This is a genomic window from Kocuria nitroreducens (genome assembly GCF_042879195.1).
Classification (GTDB): Bacteria; Actinomycetota; Actinomycetes; order Actinomycetales; family Micrococcaceae; genus Kocuria; species Kocuria nitroreducens.
Genome location: NZ_JBHZTC010000008.1, coordinates 68,970 through 87,885 on the forward strand (window position 1 = coordinate 68,970; position 18,916 = coordinate 87,885).

17 protein-coding genes are annotated in these 18,916 nt (G+C 72.4%); 12 read left to right on the forward strand and 5 right to left on the reverse strand.

All coding sequences use genetic code 11. The features are described from left to right. Nucleotides 1-158: 158 nt before the first annotated feature. Nucleotides 159-1,130, forward strand: coding sequence for a PRC and DUF2382 domain-containing protein (locus tag ACFYE1_RS07150; RefSeq protein WP_387741361.1), 972 nt, complete (start codon nucleotides 159-161; stop codon nucleotides 1,128-1,130). Nucleotides 1,131-1,202: 72 nt separating this feature from the next. Here the strand turns inward: ACFYE1_RS07150 and ACFYE1_RS07155 are convergent, their stop codons facing one another. After that, complete coding sequence (locus ACFYE1_RS07155; protein ID WP_387741363.1) at nucleotides 1,203-2,453, reverse strand: MFS transporter; 1,251 nt, start codon at nucleotides 2,451-2,453, stop codon at nucleotides 1,203-1,205. 155 nt (nucleotides 2,454-2,608) lie between these two features. On the opposite strand from ACFYE1_RS07155, the gene thrS reads away from it, so the two are divergent. Together thrS and ACFYE1_RS07165 are read left to right on the forward strand one after the other, a co-directional pair. Then, nucleotides 2,609-4,723 carry a threonine--tRNA ligase gene (thrS, locus tag ACFYE1_RS07160; protein WP_387741365.1) on the forward strand — a complete coding sequence of 705 codons (2,115 nt, stop codon included), beginning with the start codon at nucleotides 2,609-2,611 and terminating at the stop codon, nucleotides 4,721-4,723. Further along, nucleotides 4,720-5,298, forward strand: a complete 579-nt coding sequence (locus tag ACFYE1_RS07165) for an HIT family protein (protein WP_387741367.1) — start codon at nucleotides 4,720-4,722, stop codon at nucleotides 5,296-5,298. The genes thrS and ACFYE1_RS07165 overlap by 4 nt, the downstream gene beginning before the upstream one ends. Nucleotides 5,299-5,435: 137 nt before the next feature. On the opposite strand, the gene ACFYE1_RS07170 is transcribed toward ACFYE1_RS07165, so the two are convergent. From ACFYE1_RS07170 to ACFYE1_RS07180, 3 genes are all read right to left on the reverse strand, one after another. Next, a complete protein-coding gene (locus ACFYE1_RS07170; protein WP_387741369.1) occupies nucleotides 5,436-7,523 on the reverse strand; it encodes a M3 family metallopeptidase in 2,088 nt (695 codons plus the stop codon). A 636-nt stretch (nucleotides 7,524-8,159) separates the two neighbouring features. Next, nucleotides 8,160-8,402 carry a hypothetical protein gene (locus ACFYE1_RS07175; RefSeq protein WP_387741371.1) on the reverse strand — a complete coding sequence of 81 codons (243 nt, stop codon included), beginning with the start codon at nucleotides 8,400-8,402 and terminating at the stop codon, nucleotides 8,160-8,162. 175 nt (nucleotides 8,403-8,577) lie between these two features. Next, nucleotides 8,578-9,348: a hypothetical protein gene (locus tag ACFYE1_RS07180; RefSeq protein WP_387741373.1), complete on the reverse strand. Its 771-nt coding sequence runs from the start codon at nucleotides 9,346-9,348 to the stop codon at nucleotides 8,578-8,580. Between the two features lie 282 nt (nucleotides 9,349-9,630). Between ACFYE1_RS07180 and ACFYE1_RS07185 the strand changes: the two genes are divergently transcribed. After that, nucleotides 9,631-10,173, forward strand: a complete 543-nt coding sequence (locus tag ACFYE1_RS07185; protein ID WP_387741375.1) for a dihydrofolate reductase family protein — start codon at nucleotides 9,631-9,633, stop codon at nucleotides 10,171-10,173. A gap of 743 nt (nucleotides 10,174-10,916) precedes the next feature. Here ACFYE1_RS07185 and ACFYE1_RS07190 read toward each other — a convergent pair. Then, entirely contained in the window at nucleotides 10,917-11,327 is a 411-nt protein-coding gene (locus ACFYE1_RS07190) for a VOC family protein (RefSeq protein WP_387741377.1), read from the reverse strand. 381 nt (nucleotides 11,328-11,708) lie between these two features. Between ACFYE1_RS07190 and ACFYE1_RS07195 the strand changes: the two genes are divergently transcribed. From ACFYE1_RS07195 to yajC, 8 genes are all read left to right on the forward strand, one after another. Beyond that, the gene (locus tag ACFYE1_RS07195) at nucleotides 11,709-12,596 is read left to right on the forward strand and encodes an SDR family oxidoreductase (protein ID WP_387741379.1); all 888 of its coding nucleotides are present in this window, start codon (nucleotides 11,709-11,711) and stop codon (nucleotides 12,594-12,596) included. A gap of 250 nt (nucleotides 12,597-12,846) precedes the next feature. Beyond that, entirely contained in the window at nucleotides 12,847-14,154 is a 1,308-nt protein-coding gene (locus ACFYE1_RS07200) for a MurT ligase domain-containing protein (protein WP_387741381.1), read from the forward strand. A gap of 11 nt (nucleotides 14,155-14,165) precedes the next feature. Then, nucleotides 14,166-14,888: a type 1 glutamine amidotransferase gene (locus ACFYE1_RS07205; RefSeq protein ID WP_387741383.1), complete on the forward strand. Its 723-nt coding sequence runs from the start codon at nucleotides 14,166-14,168 to the stop codon at nucleotides 14,886-14,888. Between the two features lie 141 nt (nucleotides 14,889-15,029). Continuing rightward, nucleotides 15,030-15,791, forward strand: coding sequence for a YebC/PmpR family DNA-binding transcriptional regulator (locus tag ACFYE1_RS07210; RefSeq protein ID WP_387741384.1), 762 nt, complete (start codon nucleotides 15,030-15,032; stop codon nucleotides 15,789-15,791). Then, nucleotides 15,788-16,414: a crossover junction endodeoxyribonuclease RuvC gene (gene ruvC, locus ACFYE1_RS07215; RefSeq protein WP_387741508.1), complete on the forward strand. Its 627-nt coding sequence runs from the start codon at nucleotides 15,788-15,790 to the stop codon at nucleotides 16,412-16,414. The genes ACFYE1_RS07210 and ruvC overlap by 4 nt, the downstream gene beginning before the upstream one ends. Before the next feature lie 98 nt (nucleotides 16,415-16,512). After that, the gene (ruvA, locus tag ACFYE1_RS07220) at nucleotides 16,513-17,154 is read left to right on the forward strand and encodes a Holliday junction branch migration protein RuvA (protein WP_387741386.1); all 642 of its coding nucleotides are present in this window, start codon (nucleotides 16,513-16,515) and stop codon (nucleotides 17,152-17,154) included. Between the two features lie 2 nt (nucleotides 17,155-17,156). Next, nucleotides 17,157-18,281: a Holliday junction branch migration DNA helicase RuvB gene (ruvB, locus tag ACFYE1_RS07225; RefSeq protein ID WP_387741388.1), complete on the forward strand. Its 1,125-nt coding sequence runs from the start codon at nucleotides 17,157-17,159 to the stop codon at nucleotides 18,279-18,281. Between the two features lie 105 nt (nucleotides 18,282-18,386). Beyond that, nucleotides 18,387-18,845 (forward strand): preprotein translocase subunit YajC, encoded by a 459-nt coding sequence (gene yajC / locus ACFYE1_RS07230; protein ID WP_387741390.1) that lies wholly within the window; start codon nucleotides 18,387-18,389, stop codon nucleotides 18,843-18,845. Nucleotides 18,846-18,916: the final 71 nt, after the last annotated feature.

Genomic DNA, 18,916 nt, shown 5'->3' on the forward strand with positions numbered 1-18,916 from the left:
TTCACTCTCGGTGAATCCATTGGCCAGGGAACTGATTGCCAGTATGGTTACTAATAACAGCGGACGAGCTGCACCCCGCCCCCCAGGCGGAGATCGTCCGCGGCGAGCCCCCCGTCCAGGGGAGCCCGTTGCCTCGCAGAATAGAAGAAGGAGTTCTCATGGCTACGTATGACGTCAACGCACTGCTCTCCGCCACCGCCTACGGGTCGGACGGCGACAAGATCGGCAAGGTCGAGCAGGTCTTCCTGGACGACAACACCGAAGAGGTCACCTTCGTGACCGTCAACACCGGCCTGTTCGGCACCAAGGAGAGCTTCGTCCCGGTCGACGGCGCCCAGCAGGACGGCGACCGCTTCGTCCTTCCCTACACCAAGGACGTCGTCAAGGACGCCCCGAACGTGGACGCGGACCAGCACCTCTCCCCGGCCGAGGAGGAGGAGATCTACCGCTACTACAAGATGAACTACTCCGGCGCCGACGACCGGGACCGTGACCGCACCGCTGGTACCGCCGGCACCGCGGGTCTCGCCGACCGCGACGACCGCTACGCCGCGGACACCGACCGCAACGCCGTCCCGGCGACCGGCACCGCCGGCTACCCCGAGAACGACGGCTACGACGACCGCAACCGCACCGATCGCAACAGCACGGCCGGGATCGCCGACGTCGACCGCGACCTCACCGACCGTGACCGCGACCTCACCGACCGTGACCGCGACCTCACCGACCGTGCCGACAACGGCGTGGTCCGCCACGAGGAGCAGCTGCACGTCGGCAAGGAGCAGCGCGAGACCGGCCGCGCCCGTCTGCGCAAGTACGTGGTCACGGAGAACGAGACCGTGGACGTGCCCCTCGAGCGCGAAGAGGTCCGTGTCGAGCGCACCCCGCTGAGCGGCACCGAGGCCACCTCCGGCACCATCGGCGAGGAGGACGTCGAGGTGACCCTCCACGAGGAGCGTCCCGTCGTCGCCAAGGAGACCGTGGGCGTCGAGAAGGTCGGCCTCGAGAAGGAGACCGTCCGCGACACCGAGCGCGTCGACGCCGAGGTCCGCAAGGAGCAGGTCGAGGTCGAGACCGACGCCGAGCGCGGCACCGGCCTGACCGACAACGATCGCCGCGACCGCATCTGATCGCACCCGATCTGTTCCGGGGCCCCCGTCACCACGCGGTGACGGGGGCCCCGTCGTCGTACCGGGCGCGGTTCACGCCCTTCCCCGCCGGGCCCGCGCGCCGGGCACTGTCGCGTAGTAGACCAGGCCCAGCGCCACCACCGCCGCGGCCGCCACGTACATGCCCCGGTAGCCCAGCGCGGGGACCATGGCCCCCATGAGCACCGGGCCCAGCGCCACTCCGACGTCCATGCACAGGAAGTAGGTCGAGGTGGACAGCCCCACGCGGGTGAGCGGGGCCGAGCGGACCGCGGCGGCCTGGGCCGCCGAGAGCACCGCCCCGTAGCCCACCCCCAGCACCGTGCCCGAGGCGAGCACCAGGAACGGCGAGTTCGCGGCCGCGAGCAGCAGCAGCGCCACCACGAACAGCAGCAACGACGGGTACAGCACCGCGTTGTCCCCGCGCCGGTCCTGCAGACGGCCCGCGAACGGACGGCTCACCAGGACGGTGACGGCGTAGGCCACGAAGTACGCGCCCGCGGGCCCCACGAGGTCCACCTGCACGGCGAACGGGTTGAGGAAGGACAGGACCGCCGAGTAGCCCACGCCCACGAAGAGCATCAGCGCGGACACGGGCAGGGCCCGCACCTCCACGAACTGCCCCACGGAGAAGGACCGGAGTCCCGCGCGCTGCTCGGGGGACAGGCTCAGCTCGGGGACCCGGGTGAAGGCTCCCACGGCGAGACCCAGCAGGGCGATCGCCGTGCACACCCCGAAGAGCGTGCCGTAGCCCACCGCCGTGGACAGGCTCAGCCCCACCAGAGGGCCCAGCGCGGCGGCCAGGGTGGTGGAGAGCATGAAGTACCCGGTGCCCTCGCCCCGCCGGTGTGCCGGGATGAGGGCCTGGACGGCGGCGGGCAGCACGGTGGTGGCCATGCCGAAGCCCACACCATTGAGGACCCGCACCACCAGCAGGCCCCAGAAGCCGGTGTCCAGCAGATAGGCGGCGGCGCACAGCGCCAGCAGCACGAGCGCGGCGGACAGCACGCGCCGGCGCCCGAGCAGCTCCATGTACTTGCCGGTGAGCAGCCGCGCCAGGACCGCCCCGACGATGAAGGCGCTCGTGGCCACCCCGGCCAGCGCCTCGTCCGTGCCGAAGCGGTCCATGGCGTAGAGCGCCATGACGGTCATCAGCAGGTAGAAGTTCATGGAGATGAGGAACTGGCCCGCCCACATCAGCACGAAGCCGGTGGTCCACAGCCGGTGCCGGGGCGGCGGGGGAGAGGAGGGCCCCTCCCCTCCCGGCGCGGGCGGGTCGGGCGGTCCGGGAACGTCTGCGGGCATCGGGCGGCCTCACCTCCGCCGGTCATCATCTCACCGCCGCTGCCCGCAGCGGCCGACAGGTACCATCGATGCAGTGCGCGCCGCCTGCCGGTGCCGCTGCCACGCGCCCCCCGTACCGGTGCGTGCCGTTTTCCGACCCGAGGAGCACCTTCCCCATGACCACCGTGCCCGAGCACCAGCCCGAGTCCGCCCCCCTCACGATCACCGTCGACGGCGAGCAGCGCACGGTGGGGACTGGGACGTCCGCCGCGGACCTGTACCGCGAGGACCGCTCGGTGGTGGTGGCCCGGGTCAACGGCGAGCTCAGGGACCTGGCCGTCGAGCTGGCCGACGGGGACGACGTGGAGCGGGTGCTGGTCTCCGAGCCCGAGGGCCTCGAGGTGCTACGCCACTCCGCCGCCCACGTCATGGCCCAGGCCGTGCAGCAGCTGCACGAGGACGCGAAGCTCGGCATCGGCCCCTACGTCACCGACGGCTTCTACTTCGACTTCGACGTCGAGCACCCCTTCACGCCCGAGGACCTCAAAGCCATCGAGAAGCGGATGCAGCGGATCGTGAACTCCACCCAGTCCTTCCGCCGCCGCGCGGTGAGCGAGGACGAGGCACGGGCGGAGATGGCGGACGAGCCGTACAAGCTCGAGCTCATCGGCCTGTCCCAGGGCCCCGGTTCCGGCGGCGACGTGGACGCCGCCGCGGAGGGCGCCTCCGTGGAGGTCGGGGCCGGCGAGCTGACGATCTACGACAACGTGGACCGCAAGACCGGGGAGACGGTCTGGAAGGACCTGTGCCGCGGCCCGCACCTGCCGGACACCAAGCTGATCGGCAACGGCTACGCCCTCATGCGCTCGGCCGCCGCCTACTGGCGCGGCTCCGAGAAGAACAAGCAGCTCCAGCGCATCTACGGCACCGCGTGGCCCTCCAAGGAGGACCTCACGGCGTACAAGGACCGCCTCGCCGAGGCGGAGCGACGCGACCACCGCCGGCTCGGCTCGGAGATGGACCTGTTCTCTTTCCCCGACGAGCTCGGCTCCGGTCTGCCGGTGTTCCACCCCCGGGGCGGGATCATCCGCAAGACCATGGAGGACTACTCCCGGGAGCGGCACACGGAGGCCGGCTACGAGTTCGTGTACACCCCGCACATCACCAAGGGGCACCTCTACGAGGTCTCCGGCCACCTCGACTGGTACCGCGAGGGCATGTTCCCCGCGATGCACGTGGACGAGGAGCGGGACCCGCAGACCGGGGAGCTGACCAAGCAGGGCCAGGACTACTACCTGAAACCCATGAACTGCCCGATGCACAACCTGATCTTCCGGTCCCGGGGGCGCTCCTACCGCGAGCTGCCGCTGCGCCTGTTCGAGTTCGGGCAGGTGTACCGGTACGAGAAGTCCGGCGTGGTCCACGGCCTGACCCGGGTGCGCGGCATGACCCAGGACGACGCCCACATCTACTGCACCCGGGACCAGATGAAGGAGGAGCTGACCACCACGCTCACCTTCGTGCTGGACCTGCTCAAGGACTACGGGCTGGACGACTTCTACCTCGAGCTCTCCACCAAGGACCCGGAGAAGTTCGTGGGCTCGGACGAGCTTTGGGAGGAGGCCACGAACACCCTCGCGGAGGTCGCCGCCGAGTCCGGGCTGGACCTGGTCCCGGACGACGGCGGCGCCGCGTTCTACGGCCCGAAGATCTCGGTGCAGGCCAAGGACGCGATCGGGCGCACCTGGCAGATGTCCACCATCCAGCTCGACTTCAACCTGCCGGAGCGCTTCGACCTCGAGTACCAGGCCGCCGACGGCACCCGGCAGCGGCCCGTGATGATCCACCGCGCCCTGTTCGGGTCCGTGGAGCGGTTCATGGGCTTGCTCGTGGAGCACTACGCCGGGGCGTTCCCCGCGTGGCTGGCCCCGGTGCAGGTGGTGGCGATCCCGGTGGCCGAGGCCTTCAACGCCTACCTACAGGGCGTGGTGGACACGCTGCGGGCCCGGGGCGTGCGCGTGGAGCTCGACGCGGGCTCGGACCGGTTCCCCAAGAAGATCCGCACCGCTTCCAAGGAGAAGGTCCCGTTCGTGCTCATCGCGGGCGGGGAGGACGCCGAGGCGAACGCCGTGTCCTTCCGCTTCCGCGACGGCTCGCAGGACAACGGCGTCCCGGTCGGCGAGGCCGTCGAGCGGATCGTGGCGCACGTCCAGCGCCGCGTCAACGAGGAGCCGACGGCCGCCGCCGAGGACCCCCGCGCCGCCGCGGAGACGGCGGGGGTGGGTCAGTGACCGGGACGGCGCCCGACGCCGGGCCTCCGCACCACTGGATCCGCCAGGACGAGTTCGAGATCCCCGGGGTGCCCGACAGCTTCCAGCGGCTGTGGACCCCGCACCGGCTCGCCTACGTGCGCGGGGAGGACCCGTCCGTGCGCGAGGACCCGGGGTGCCCGTTCTGCCACGGCCCGGACCGCGCGGACGAGGAGTCGCTGATCGTCCACCGCGGCGAGCACTGCTTCGTGATCCTCAACCTGTTCCCCTACAACCCCGGCCACCTCATGGTCTGCCCGTACCGGCACGTGGCCGATCTGACGGAGCTCGAGCTGGAGGAACTGCGGGAGCTGACGGACCTGACCCGCACCGCGGTCGCGACGATCCGCAGCGTCGCGTCCCCGCACGCCTTCAACGTGGGCATCAACCTGGGGGCCGCGGCCGGCGGCTCCCTCTCGGGGCACCTGCACCAGCACGTGGTGCCCCGCTGGAACGGGGACGCCAACTTCATGCCGGTCCTCGCCGGGACCAAGGCGATCATGCAGACCCTGGGCGACACCCGCCAGGACATCGCCGACGCCTGGCCCGCGGCCTGAATCCTCGGTCCGGTACTCCGGCCAGGTCTTTCGGCGAGGTGGTTCCGTCCGGCGCCGGGGCCTGCTCCTCGGCCCGGCCGTCCGCACCCGGTCGTCCGCACCCGGTCGTCCGAACCCGGCCCCGGGCGGTGCGGCGCTCAGCCGCGGACGTCCCGGGCGGGCGCACCGCGCTGCCGGTGGACGAACTCCTCCCGCGGCTGGAGCCCGCGCCGCTCCAGCAGCGCGCCGAGGTGCGGGCGGCGTCCCAGCAGGGCCTCGAAGGCCTCCATCGGGGCGGTCTCGTTGCCCCGGGAGAGCACCTCCTCGGCGAAGCGCCGCCCGTTCTCCCTGGTCAGCCCGCCGCGGGCCGTGAACCACTGCGCCGTGTCGGCGTCGAGGATCTCGGACCAGATGTAGGAGTAGTAGCCGGCGGAGTAGCCGCCGGCGAAGATGTGCTTGAAGTAGCCGGTCCGGTAGCGCGGGGCGATGCCGGGCACGTCCACCCCCGCTCGGGTGAGCGCCTCCTGCTCCACGGTCCGCGGGTCCGGCAGCTCGGCCGGGTCCTCGATCCCGTGCCAGGCCAGATCGAGCCAGGTCGAGGCGAGGTACTCCACGGTCCGGAAGCCCTGCCCGTGCGCGGAGGACTCCCGCAGGCCTGCCAGGGTCTCCTCGGGGACTGGCTCGCCCGTGCAGTGGTGGCGGGCGTAGTGCCGGAGCACCTCCGGGTGCAGCACCCACATCTCGTGCACCTGGGAGGGGTACTCCACGAAGTCCCGCGGCACCTTCGTCCCGGAGAACGAGGGCAGGTGCACGTCGGAGAGCAGCCCGTGCAGGGCGTGGCCGAACTCGTGGAAGACCGTCACCACCTCGTCCAGCGTGAGCAGCTTGGGCCTGCCCGCGGGCGGTCGGGTGAAGTTCGCGTTGTTGACGACCACGGGGCGCTGCCCGGTCAGCCGGTTCTGGTGCACCAGCGAGCCCATCCAGGCCCCGCCCTGCTTGGTGGGCCGCGTGAACCAGTCGCCCAGGAACAGCCCGACGCCACGGCCCTCCTCGTCGGTCACCTCCCACACCCGCACCTGCGGCAGGTAGCCGTGCAGGTCGGGGCGCTCGGTGAAGACCAGCCCGTAGAGATCCCGGGCGGTGCGGAAGATCCCGTGCTCCAGCACGGACTCCAGCTCGAAGTACTCCCGCAGCGCGGAGGCGTCCACGGCATAGCGCTCCCGGCGCAGCCGTTCGGCCCAGAACGGCCAGTCCCACGCCTCGATCGGGTGGCCGGCCAGCTCCTCGAGCTCGGCCCGCTCCTCGAGGGCGTTGCGCACGGCGGGTCCGGTGATCCGCTCCAGCATCTCGTGCACCGCCTCCTGGGACGGCGCCGTGGCCCCGGCCATGACGTGGTCGCCGTGGCTGCGGTAGCCGAGCAGCCCGGCCTGCTCCGAGCGCAGCCGCGCGATCCGGGCGGCCGCGGGCAGCAGGTCCGTGCGGCTCTGCGAGCCCTCGCCGCCGTGCTCGCCGGTGCCGCGGTGGACGGCCGCGAGGTGGATCCGCCGGCGCAGCGCGCGGTCCGTGAGCACGGACAGCACCGGCTGGGCGGTGAACAGCGAGGGTGTGAGGAGGTACTGCCCCGGCTGTCCGTTCTCGGCGGCCGCGGAGGCGGCGGCCTCGACGTCCGCGGGAGACAGCCCGTCCAGCTCCGCAGGGTCGTCGACGACCACGGCGGAGGCGTTGACCTCCCGGATCAGGTCGTTGCCGTAGCGGATGCTCAGCTGCGAGAGCTCGTCGTTGATCTCTCGCAGCCGCTGCTGGTCGTCCAGGGTGAGTTCCGCGCCGGAGTTCGCGAACCAGGAGACGTACTCGTCCAGCGCGTGCAGCTGCCACGGCTCCAGGCCGGTGCGGTCGACCCGCCGCACCCGGGCGTAGAGGTCCTTGTTGAGGGTGAAGTCCGCCTTGTGCTCCGACAGCCGCGGGGCGAGCTCCTGGTAGATCCGCTGGACGCCCTCGGTGTTGTGGGCGGCGGTCAGCGTGAAGAAGACGGACTCGACCCGGTCCAGGGCCAGGCCTCCGCCTTCGAGGGCCTCGATGGTGTTGGCGAAGGTGGGCGGGTCCGGGTCGGACACGATCGCCCGCACGCACGCGAGGTCCTGCGCCATCGCCGCCTCGAAGGCCGGCAGGAAGTGCTCCTCCTTGATCCGCCCGAAGTCGGGCAGCTCGTAGGGGAGCTCGCTGGGGCGCAGGAGTGGGTTGTCCAAGGGCCGGCTTCTGTCGTGGTGGGCGGACGGGCGCACTTAAGACTAGCCTCCCCGTGTGACGGTGGTGCTTCCACGCCGCGCCCGTCGGACTCGAACTCGGCCACCATTCTCAGCACGCTGAACTGCAGCCGGCCCACCGGGTCGGTGGGGTAGAGCGGCTGATGCCTGCACCCGCGTGGATCACGATCCTGCCTGCCTGCACGGCTCGACCGGCCAACGCGACCGCGTACGGCGCAACGCCGGCCGATGCCGGGAACGGGTCGTGTCGCAGTCGTCGATGCTCACGGTCGACGGTGCCAGCGGGAGCTGCACCCTCCCTTTGCCGCGCACGATGCTTCCCCTCTCGTGCGTCCTGGCTCCCGTGGGGGACGACCAGTAGCGTCCAAGCACGGACGAGCGAGCGGGAGGGATCGAGCGCAGGAGGAAACCGCCCAGGTCGTCGCGTCGGGTGGCCCTGATGGTCACCGGCATCAGCGGCGCCATCGCCGTCGTCGCAGGAACGATCACCTGGATCGTCGAGGAGTCCGCCAACCCCGTGCATCCCCGCGGCAACGCGGGATGGCTCGCCTTCCCCGTCCCCGGGGCAGAAGGCAGGAATCGATCGACTGGGAGTGGCAGGCCGTCACCAGCAGCGGGTCACTCCTCTTTGCCCTGTGGGGCATCCCGTTCGTGCTGGTGGGCCTGTGCTTCATGGTCGGTCGCTTCGTCGACAAGAAGCGCCGCCAGACGATGACGGTCTACGGGCTCACCGATTCGCGGGCGATCGTGTCCTCCAACGGGCAATCCTTCGACGACACGCCGGTGAAAGACCTCCCACTCCGCATCAACCGCTCTCGTGATCACCGTCATGCCACCGTCATCTTCGGCGGCGGCCACCATACTGCCTACCTCAACACGGGAAGGGACTTCTTCGGCGGGCGCATCCCGGCGTCGGCTGAGATCGACCCGCCCGAGGACCGGCCGTCGCCCGTGCACACCCGTCCCGTCGTGCGGGCATGCCCCGGGTCCCATCGTCGTCGGCCGCCGTGGCCGGAGCGAGGCCACGACCTGTTCCTCAGCCAGGACCTCCGCGCAGCACGTCCACGTGCACGTGGTCGAGGTGGCGCAGGATCTCGTTGCCGGGGTCGGGCGCGTCGTAGTCCCGCCACTGCCCTCGCGGGCTGTGGGCGCTCCAGAACCGGTCGTCGAAGATGACGTACTGGACGTCCAGGTCCTCGGCATGAGCGACCAGCCAGTGGGCCAGCAGCCATCCCTCCCGCCGGTTCTCCTCGGTCACCGGGCGGAAGAAGACGTCAACGGCGCGGCCGTCGTAGTGCGTCGACTCCGCTCCGTGGCCCTGGTCGACTCCGCCGGGGGCGAACCCGCCCAGGCTCTGCTCGCCGAACACCTCGGTCATCGCCCGGCGGAGCTGCTCGGCGCGCGGGGTGAGACCGGTCCCGGTCAGCTGCTGTTCCGGCAGATCACCGGCGGCCGTGCCTCGGCAGGCCAGGCTCGCACCGGCGTCCCCGGGCGGCCCGTCGGCCAGGCGTTGCAGCACCGTCTCGTCGAGACCGGAGGTGTCCGGGGCCTCCGCCCCACGGGCCGCGAGCGCCACCGCCGTGGTGGCCAGCTTCGCTTGCTCACGGTCGAGCCCGACCTCTCCCTCCGAGGTCTCGACCGTGCACTCCGGGCCCCAGCGCAGCCACTCGTCCCCTGAACGCAGGCCGTTGAGGAGGCCTGGCCCGAAGAGCACCAGTCCTCCGGCGAGCATTCCGAGCAGCAGAAGAAGAACCAGGAGCGGCCGCCGGGGGCGCCGCCGGCCCCCGTGCGTGTCGTCGACGGTCATCACGAGTGCAGGCGTGCAACCGGCACGGGGACCTCGTGAGTGCCGTTGCCGGCCGGCTCACGGGCCAGGGCTGATCCGACGGCTCCGGCGCCGATCACGGCGATCTGATCTCCGATGGCGTACCTGCCTCAGTCGTGGCGAGCGGGTTCCGGCCACAGCACAGCAGGCGGACCTGGCGGGAACCTCCATGCAGTGGCCGCAGCCACCGTTCCACCCGCGCAACATCGGATCACCGTTCACGCGACGCCTCGCCGGGCAGCCCAGCGGCGGTACTCTTGCGCCATGGGACCTCTGCGGTACTCCGTCAACGTCACCTTGGACGGGTGCTGCGACCACCGTGCGATCCCCGCGGACGAGGAGCTGCATCGTCACGCGGTGGAGACCCTCAGCCGGGCCGATGCCCTGCTCTTCGGCCGGGTGACCTACGAGCTGATGGAATCAGCGTGGCGGCCGCCGGCGGGAGCGAGTCCTGATGAGCTGGAACCCTTCGCCCGGACGATCGATGCGGCACAGAAGTACGTCGTGTCGAGCACCCTGGAGCGCGTCGACTGGAACGCGGAACTCGTGCGCGGAGACCTGGGCAAGGCCGTTCAGCAGCTCAAGCGGGAGTCGGGCAAGGGACTGCTCGTGGGCGGTGTGACGCTCCCCCTGGCACTGACGGAGCTGGGACTGATCGATGAGTACGAGTTCGTGGTGCATCCCCGGCTCGCGGGCCACGGGCCGACCTTGTTCGCGGGGCTGTCGAGGCATGTCGATCTGACGCTCGTGGGCCGGCTGGAGCTGAGCTCGGGAGCGGTGGCGATGCGGTACGAGCCGAGAACCTAGCCCTCGGGCCTGCCGCCCCCAGCCGGCGCGGTGAACCGACGGACGAGCCCCTCCGGCGTCCGTCCCGGCGCTCTGCTGCCGGGCCTGGCGGGCGGCGTGCCGTTGAGCGGCCGCGAGGGCCCCGGCGCGCCGCTGCCCGGCCTCCGCGGCGGCGCGTTGGTCGAAAGAGCGCATCGGGGTGCCGTCCTGGTGGGTCCAGGCGCGCAGGCGGGCGGCGAACCAGGCTCCGGGGTTCTCGATCCCGGTCACCGAGTCATGGGTGTAGCGCACCGCCCGCGGGGTCCAGTCCAGGGCGTGCAGGACGTCGGCGATGCTCCAGCCGGCCTCGAAGTGGGCCTCGGCGACGGCGACGACGTAGACGGTGGTGATCCGGCGCAGCACCAGCGCGTGGTGCTGGATCTCCAACCCGGCCCGGCGATGGACCTGCTGCCAGTCCCGGCGGGTCGCTGCCGCCGTCGACGGCCGCACCGGCGCATGAGCCGGCCACAGGGGAGCGGTCCGCCGGCCCAGGGCGGCCCGGACCTCCCGCCGCTGGGCGTCGGCCTCGGCGGCGGGTCGCGGCGCACCCGGGTCCGCCCGGGAGGTCGTGCCGCGCACGTGCGGGGGAGTACATGACTCCTCCGGGTGCCTGAGGGCGAGGTCGGCAGCCACCGGCATCGACTCCTCCGCCGGCTCCTCGGGGGCGTTCTTCGCGGTCGCCGGCGGGGACGGACAGCGCTCGGCCTCAGGACCCCGACCGGCATTCACGACGTCGGGTCCTCCGGGCCCGGGCCGGACCGGACGACCAGCAGCATGGTGCCCTCGGGGTCGCGGACGTAGGCGACGGTCTCGCCCCACGGCATGGCCCGGGCATCGACCGGCACGGCGGCACCGGACCGGCGGGCGGCCTCGACGACGGCGGGAAGATCCTCGACGTAGATGCACAGGTCCACCGCGTGGCCGGTGGCGGGCAGCGGTGTGTCGCCGTACAGCGCCGCCGCGGTGCCGACGCTGAGACCGAGCTGACCGTCTCCCACCTGCAGCACGAGGAAGGTCGGCTCTCCCTCCTCGGGGAACCGGTAGGCCTGCACGGCGTGGAACACCCGTTCGTAGAAGGCGCGGGTGCCCAGCAGATCCGCACAGTTGATGATGGGGAACAGCTCGTGCCCGGTCATGGTCCGACGATAGCGGGATGTGCTCTACTCGGTCGCATGACCGGCGATGCCCTGCCTGACGCCCCCACGGCCGAGGACATCCGCGCGCCGGCGCGCGGCTCGCCGTGGCGGTCCAGCACCGTGCACCGCACCCGTCGGCGGCAGCGGGACGGCGGGAGCACCGTGAGCGCTGAGACCGGTCGAGGCCTGGCTCGTCCGGCGCCTCGGCCGTGTCGTCGTCCGCTCCGCCGGGGAGGTCGCCGTCGCCGGAGCAGCGCCCCGCAACGAGGCCGTGAGCCCGGTGATGCACGCCGTGGACGACCCCCTGGACCCCACCGCTGTGACGGCCCGATCCACCGGCCCAGCGACATCCCGCCGACCGAGCACGTCAGGAGCATCACCATGTCCCACTCCTCCTCCGCGCACCCCCTGCAGGGCAGGACCGCCCTGGTCACCGGGGTCTCCCGTCGACGCGGCATCGGGTACGCGGTGGCCGTCGAGCTCGCCGCCCTGGGCGCGAGCGTGTTCCTCCACCACTACAGCCCCCACGACGCGGACCAGCCGTGGGGCGGCGACGACCTGGACGCGGTGCGCGACGGGGTCCGGGCCGCGCTGCAGGACGGTGCGGTCACCGGCGACGTCTCCGCGGACCTGCGGGACGCGGACGCCGTCGGTGACCTCGTGGACCGGGCCTGCTCCCTGACCGGGCGGCTGGACATCCTGGTCTGCAACCATGCCCGCAGCGGCGGGGACGGGTCCGTCCTGGACATGACCGCCGAGATCCTGGACGCGTTCTGGGACACCAACGCCCGCTCCACCCTGCTGCTCACCCGGCACTTCGCCCACCGGCACGCCGCGACGACGGAGCGGTCCGTGCCTGCCCGGCCCGGCGACCGGATCGGGAGGAGGAGACCGGACGACGAGCGGACGGCGGGCCGGGTGTTCTGGATGACCTCGGGCCAGGGCCAGGGGCCGATGAGGGGCGAGGTCGCCTACGCCACCAGCAAGGCCGCCCTGGCCGGGGTGACGCCCACCGTGGCCGCGGAGCTGCTCGAGCTCGGCATCGTCCTGAACACGATCAACCCGGGCCCGGTCGACACCGGCTACCTCGACCCCGCCACCACCGACCGGTCCCTGGCGGAGCTCGAGGCGTGGCGGCAGGCCACCCCGTTCGGCCGCTGGGGACGCCCCAGGGATCCGGCGCGGCTGATCGGCTGGCTGGCCACCGACCAGGGCGGGTGGGTCGCCGGGCAGGTGATCACCACCGACGGAGGCCTGGGCCTGACCTGAGGACACGGCGAGAGCCAGGACTTCGCCCCTCCGCTCAGCACAGCGGGTCGCGACGCCGTCGGCCCAGGGGCCGGCCGGCGCCGCAGGACCACAGGACCAGTCCCGCCGCCACAGCGCGCCCCCGATCGCGCGGTGGAGCGGCCCACCCGCCGCAGAGGGCTCCGTCGTCGTCCGTCCCCCGGGCGTCGCGGAGCAGGACCGCCGACCGCGCTCCCCGGGCGCCCGGGCCCGCACGGGCGCAGACCATAGGATGGAGCGCATGTCCAGACCCCACGTGCGCCTGCTCGGCCAAGGCATCCGGTACCTGACCACCCTGCGCGGCGGAGGCTCCGCCTTTCCCGGCCTCGTGATGGAGCGGCTGCACCCCGGGTTCGTGGCCGAGGAGCTCGCGAAGCTGCCGCACGGCGTGGTGCTGATCAGCGGCACCAACGGCAAGACCACCACCACCAAGATGGCCGTGCAGCTGCTGCGCTCGCAGGGGTACAAGGTGTTCACCAACCGCACGGGCTCCAACTTCGTGCGCGGCGTCGCCGCGGCCCTGCTCGGGGAGATGAGCCTCACCGGCCGCCTCGACGCGGACGTCGCCGTGCTCGAGCTCGACGAGGCGCACGCCGTGCACTTCGTCAAGCAGGTCAAGCCCCGCCACGCGCTGCTGCTCAACGTCATGCGCGACCAGCTCGACCGCTTCGGCGAGATCGACACCACCCGGCGGATGCTCGCCCGGATCGCGGCGGCCACCACGGGCACCGTGGTGCTCAACCGGGAGGACCCCCGGATCGTGTCCCTCGCGGAGCACGTGCCCGAGGGCACGCAGACCCGCTGGTTCGGGCTCTCCGCTCCGCTGCGGCCCATGTTCCCCTCCGACGACGACATGCGCTCGGCCGGCGGGCCCGACGCCGAGGCCGACCACGAGGCGGAGCTGGCGCCCCGGCCGGCCGCCGACGTGGAGCTGACGTCCTTCGAGGCGAACCGGGTCCGGCTCACGGTGGGCGGGGAGGCCGTCGAGACCACCGTGGAGCTCTACGGCGTCTACAACATGTACAACGCGGCGGCCGCCCTCGCCCTGGCGCTCGCCGTGGCCGGCCCCGACGCGGACCGCGCCGGCCTGGTGGACGAGCTCTCCAGGGTCACCCCCGCCTTCGGCCGCGGGGAGACCATCACCGTGGACGGCCGGCCGCTGCAGCTGCTGCTCGTGAAGAACCCGGCCGGGTTCCGCCTCTCGCTGGCCTCGGCCCGGCCGGGCGACTACGCCACGATGATCGCCATCAACGACGAGTACGCCGACGGCCGCGACGTCTCCTGGCTGTGGGACGTCGACTTCCACTCCCTGCGCTCGGGCGGTGTGGACGTGGTGGCCGGCACCCGGGCGTGGGACATGGCCCTGCGCCTGGACTACGACGAGGTCGCGGTGCGCGAGGTGGTCCCGGGCCTCGGCGACGCCCTGCGGCGCTTCGTCGCCGGGGCCGGGGACCGGCCCATGCGCGTCTTCTGCACCTACACGTCCATGCTCGAGCTGCGCCGGGAGCTGTCCCGCGTGGCCGAGGTCGCCGAGATCTGAGCGGAGCCTCCATGACCGACCGCACCGTCCACCTCGTCCAGCTCTATCCCCGGGACATGAACATCTACGGGGACTGGGGCAACACCCTCACCCTCAAGCGCCGGCTCGAGAAGTACGGCTTTGCCGTGCGCCTGAGCGACCACAACCCCGGGGACCCGTTCCCTGCCGACGCCGATCTCCTGGTGGGCGGCGGCGGCCAGGACTCCGGGCAGTTCCGGGTCCTGGAGGACCTGCAGCGGATCGCCCCCGAGCTGCGGGCCATGGCCGCCGGCGGCGTGCCGATGCTCGCGATCTGCGGCCTCTACCAGCTCTTCGGCCACGAGTTCCGCACCGGCGCGGGCGAGACCCTGCCCGGCATCGGCATCCTGGACCTGATCACGGTGGGCGGGCCGACGCGCCTGATCGGCAACATCGTGCTGGAGTCCCCGGAGTTCGGGACCGTCGTCGGCTACGAGAACCACTCCGGGGTCACCCGCCTCGGCCCGGGCCAGACACCGCTGGGAACGGTGCTCAAGGGCGCGGGCAACAACGGCGAGGACGGCACCGAGGGCGCACGCGTGCACCACGTGGTGGGCTCCTACCTGCACGGGTCGATGCTACCCAAGAACCCCGCCGTGGCCGACCACCTCATCCGCGCCGCCGTGGAACGGCGGCTCGGGGACTTCGACGCCGCACCGCTGGACGACACCCTGGCCGAGCGGGCCCGGGAGGTCGCGCAGGCCCGGCCCCGCTAGACCCCCGGCCGGGCGCGGAAGCACCCGGTAGAATGGAGCAGGACTTCTCCGGCCCGTCCCGGCCACCGCCGGGGCGGGCCGTGCCGGGACGACGACCGCCGCGTCCCGGCCGACCGCGAACGACTTCCCGAGGAGGGACGCATGTCAGGACACTCCAAGTGGGCCACGACCAAGCACAAGAAGGCCGCGATCGACGCCAAGCGCGCGAAGGCCTTCGCCAAGTACATCAAGGGCATCGAGGTGGCCGCGCGCATGGGCGGGCCCGACACCGCCGGCAACCCGGCGCTGGACCTGGCCGTGTCCAAGGCCAAGAAGAACTCGGTGCCGGTCGCCAACATCGACCGGGCGATCAAGCGCGGCGCGGGCCTGACCGGTGAGGTCGTCGACTACACGGAGATCCTCTACGAGGCCCGCGGCCCGCAGGGCACGGCGCTGTACATCGAGTGCCTCACCGACAACAAGAACCGCGCGGCCTCCGAGGTGCGCGTGGCCGTGACCCGCAACGGCGGCACGATGGCCGACTCCGGCTCCGTCGCGTTCCTCTTCGAGCGCAAGGGCGTCGCGGAGGTCACCCGCACCGACGGGCTGACCGAGGACGACGTCCTCATGGCGGTCCTGGACGCGGGCGCCGACGAGGTCGTGGAGCAGGACGACGTGTTCGAAGTCGTCTCCGAGGCCACCGACCTGCCCGCGATCCGCTCGGCCCTCGACGAGGCCGGGCTCGAGTACAACAACGACGACCCCCAGTTCCGCCCCAGCATGCTGGTCGAGCTGGACGCCGAGGGTGCCCGGAAGTTCCTGCGCCTGGTCGACGCCGTCGAGGAGCTCGACGACGTGCAGAACGTCTACGCCAACGCTGACATCCCCGCCGACGTCATGGCCCAGCTCGACTCCGAGGACTGACCACGGCCACGCAGCGGATCCTCGGGGTCGACCCCGGACTGACACGGTGCGGATTCGGCCTGATCGACATGGCCGGCAACCGCACCGCGTCCTGCGTGGACGTCGGCGTGGCCGGCACGGACGCCGCCGACCCGCTCGACGTGCGCGTGCTGCGGATCTGGGAGGCCACCGAGCGTTGGATCGAGCGGTACCGGCCCGACGCCCTCGCCCTGGAGCGCGTCTTCGCCCAGACCAACGTGAACACGGTCATCGGCACGGCCCACGCCTCCGGGGCGGTGATCGCCTCGGCGGCCCGCCACGGCGTGCCGGTGGCCTGGCACACCCCGTCCGAGGTCAAGGCCGCGGTGACGGGGGAGGGGCGGGCCGACAAGGCGTCCGTGGCCCGCATGGTCGCGCGCATCCTCCGGCTCGACGAGGCGCCACGGCCCGCCGACGCAGCCGATGCCCTGGCCATCGCCATCTGCCACGGCTGGCGCGGCGGCGGCACGGGCGTGGACGCGACGGCCCGGACCGAGACGCACCAGGGCGCCCGCCCCCTGGCCGCCGCCCGCACCGGCATGACCCCCGCCCAGCGGGCCTGGGCCGAGGCGGAGCACCGCGCCAAGCGGGGCGGGCGCCGCTGAGTCGGTGCCCACTGCTAGAGTGGCCCGCGAGCCCTCATTCGTAGATCTGTTCGAGCAACCGTGCTCGGCCCCGCCGGGGCACGGGAAGGAGTCGCGCGGTGATCGCGTCCATCACGGGACAGGTCGAGCACGTCGGCCTCACCACCGCCGTCGTGGCGGTGGGCGGCTTCGGCGTCCAGGTCCAGGCGACGCCGGAGACCCTGTCCGGTCTGCGGATCGGGAGAGAGATCCGGCTCGACACGGCCTACGTGGCCCGCAAGGACGAGGCCCCGCTGCTCTTCGGCTTCCGCAGCCCCGCCGAGCGCGAGGTCTTCGAGATCATGCTCGGTGTCAGCGGTGTGGGCCCCCGCACCGCCCTGGCGGCGCTCTCCGTGCTCGGACCCGACGCCGTCCACCGCGCCATCGCCCAGGGGGACGCCAAAGCCTTCACCACCGTCCCCGGCATCGGCCCCAAGGGCGCCCGCCGGATCGTGCTGGAGCTGGCCGACAAGCTCATCGTCCCGGACCGTCCCGCCCAGCCCGACGCCGCCCCGATGGAGCCGTGGCGGGCGCAGGTGCTCGAGGCCCTCGTGGGCCTGGGCTGGAACGAGAAGGACGCCGCCCGGGGCATCGCCGACGCCCTCGACGGCCGGGAGGAGCTCGCCGCGTCCGGGGACGTCCCCATGATCCTGCGCGCCGTGCTCGGGTGGCTCGGCGCGGCCAAGGCCGGGTCCCGGGCCACCGCTGAGCGGGGTGTCTGAGCATGGCCCGTGAGGACGGAGCCGCCGTGAACTCCCGGGACCGGCTGGTCTCGGCGGAGGACGAGCCCGACGAGAAGCAGCTGGAGTCGGCACTGCGGCCCGCGAACCTCGACGAGTTCGTGGGGCAGAAGCGGGTGCGCCAGCAGCTCTCGCTGGTGCTCGAGGCCTCCCGGATGCGGGGTCGCTCCGCCGACCACGTCCTGCTCTCGGGGCCTCCCGGGCTGGGCAAGACGACCCTGGCCATGATCATCGCCGAGGAGATGGGCGCGCCCCTGCGGATCTCCTCCGGCCCGGCCATCCAGCACGCAGGTGACCTCGCCGCGATCCTGTCCTCCCTGACCGAGGGGGAGGTGCTGTTCCTCGACGAGATCCACCGCATGTCCCGGCCCGCCGAGGAGATGCTCTACATGGCGATGGAGGACTTCCGGGTGGACATCGTGGTCGGCAAGGGAGCCGGTGCCACGTCCATCCCCCTGGATCTGCCGCCCTTCACCCTGGTGGGTGCCACCACGCGGGCGGGTCTGCTGCCCGGCCCGCTGCGCGACCGCTTCGGCTTCACCGGCCACCTCGAGTTCTACTCCGTGGAGGAGCTCGAGCTCGTGTTGCGCCGCTCCGCCGGGCTCATGGACCTCGCGATGACCGCCGAGGGCTTCAGCGAGGTCGCCTCCCGGTCCCGGGGCACCCCGCGCATCGCCAACCGGCTGCTGCGCCGGGTGCGGGACTGGGCTCTCGTGCACGGCATCGACCGGATCGACGCCCGCACCTCCTCCGCGGCCCTCGATATGTACGAGGTGGACGCCCGCGGCCTCGACCGCCTGGACCGCTCGGTGCTCGAGGCGCTCGTGACGAAGTTCGGCGGCGGGCCCGTGGGCCTGTCCACCCTGGCGATCGCGGTGGGGGAGGAGACCGAGACGGTCGAGACCGTGGCCGAGCCCTACCTGGTCCGCGAGGGCCTGCTCGGCCGGACACCCCGGGGCCGGATCGCGATGGCCGCGGCCTGGGACCACCTGGGACTGCGCCCGCCCGAGCACGCCGCGTTCAAGGACCCCGGGCTGCGGGCCGCCTTCGGCGGGACGGCCGGGCCCCCGGCCGCCGCCGAGGACGCCCCGCCGCTGTTCGAGGACTGAGAGCGGCGGCAACCCCCGGACCGGCTCTCCGGGTGCGGTCCAGGACGCTCCGAGCTGGATCCCCTACCATGGTGAGGACACCCACCGCCGATCGAACGGAAGTCCGTGAGCCCGCTCCTCCTCGCCCAGTCCCTCCCCGCCCAGGCCGCCCAGCCCACGGGAGGGGGCACCGCCTGGTTGCTGCCTCTGATGCTCGTGGCCATGGTGCTCCTGCTCTGGCTGCCCATGCGCCGGCAGAAGAAGGCTTTGGCGCAGGTCAAGGAGAAGCAGGCGGCCATGGGCCCCGGCACCGAGGTCATGACGAACTACGGCCTCTACGGCACGGTGCGCTCGATCGACCGGGACACCAACAAGGTCGTCCTGGAGATCGCTCCGGGCACCGCCGTGACCGTGCACCTGCAGACCGTCACGACGGTCGTCGAGGACGAGGTGGCCCCCGCCGCCGCCCCCGAGACCCAGGCCGAGCCGTCCGTGATCGAGCCCGACGCCCCCGGCGCGGGGTCGACCCCGGTCGAGCCCCTGGACGACGACCCCCGGCGCGATCCCGGGCAGCGCAACGACTGACCCCCCACGGGACGACGGGCCGACCGATGGTCGGCCCGTTCCCATGCACAGGCCCGGCCCCGCCGGACCGT

Coding starts and splice junctions, on each gene's coding strand:
- ACFYE1_RS07150 (WP_387741361.1), top strand. CDS start 159: ATGGCTACGTATGACGTCAACGCACTGCTCTCCGCCACCGCCTACGGG.
- ACFYE1_RS07155 (WP_387741363.1), bottom strand. CDS start 2,453: ATGCCCGCAGACGTTCCCGGACCGCCCGACCCGCCCGCGCCGGGAGGG.
- thrS (WP_387741365.1), top strand. CDS start 2,609: ATGACCACCGTGCCCGAGCACCAGCCCGAGTCCGCCCCCCTCACGATC.
- ACFYE1_RS07175 (WP_387741371.1), bottom strand. CDS start 8,402: ATGGTGGCCGCCGCCGAAGATGACGGTGGCATGACGGTGATCACGAGA.
- ACFYE1_RS07180 (WP_387741373.1), bottom strand. CDS start 9,348: ATGACCGTCGACGACACGCACGGGGGCCGGCGGCGCCCCCGGCGGCCG.
- ACFYE1_RS07185 (WP_387741375.1), top strand. CDS start 9,631: ATGGGACCTCTGCGGTACTCCGTCAACGTCACCTTGGACGGGTGCTGC.
- ACFYE1_RS07190 (WP_387741377.1), bottom strand. CDS start 11,327: ATGACCGGGCACGAGCTGTTCCCCATCATCAACTGTGCGGATCTGCTG.
- ACFYE1_RS07195 (WP_387741379.1), top strand. CDS start 11,709: ATGTCCCACTCCTCCTCCGCGCACCCCCTGCAGGGCAGGACCGCCCTG.
- ACFYE1_RS07200 (WP_387741381.1), top strand. CDS start 12,847: ATGGAGCGCATGTCCAGACCCCACGTGCGCCTGCTCGGCCAAGGCATC.
- ACFYE1_RS07205 (WP_387741383.1), top strand. CDS start 14,166: ATGACCGACCGCACCGTCCACCTCGTCCAGCTCTATCCCCGGGACATG.
- ACFYE1_RS07210 (WP_387741384.1), top strand. CDS start 15,030: ATGTCAGGACACTCCAAGTGGGCCACGACCAAGCACAAGAAGGCCGCG.
- ruvB (WP_387741388.1), top strand. CDS start 17,157: ATGGCCCGTGAGGACGGAGCCGCCGTGAACTCCCGGGACCGGCTGGTC.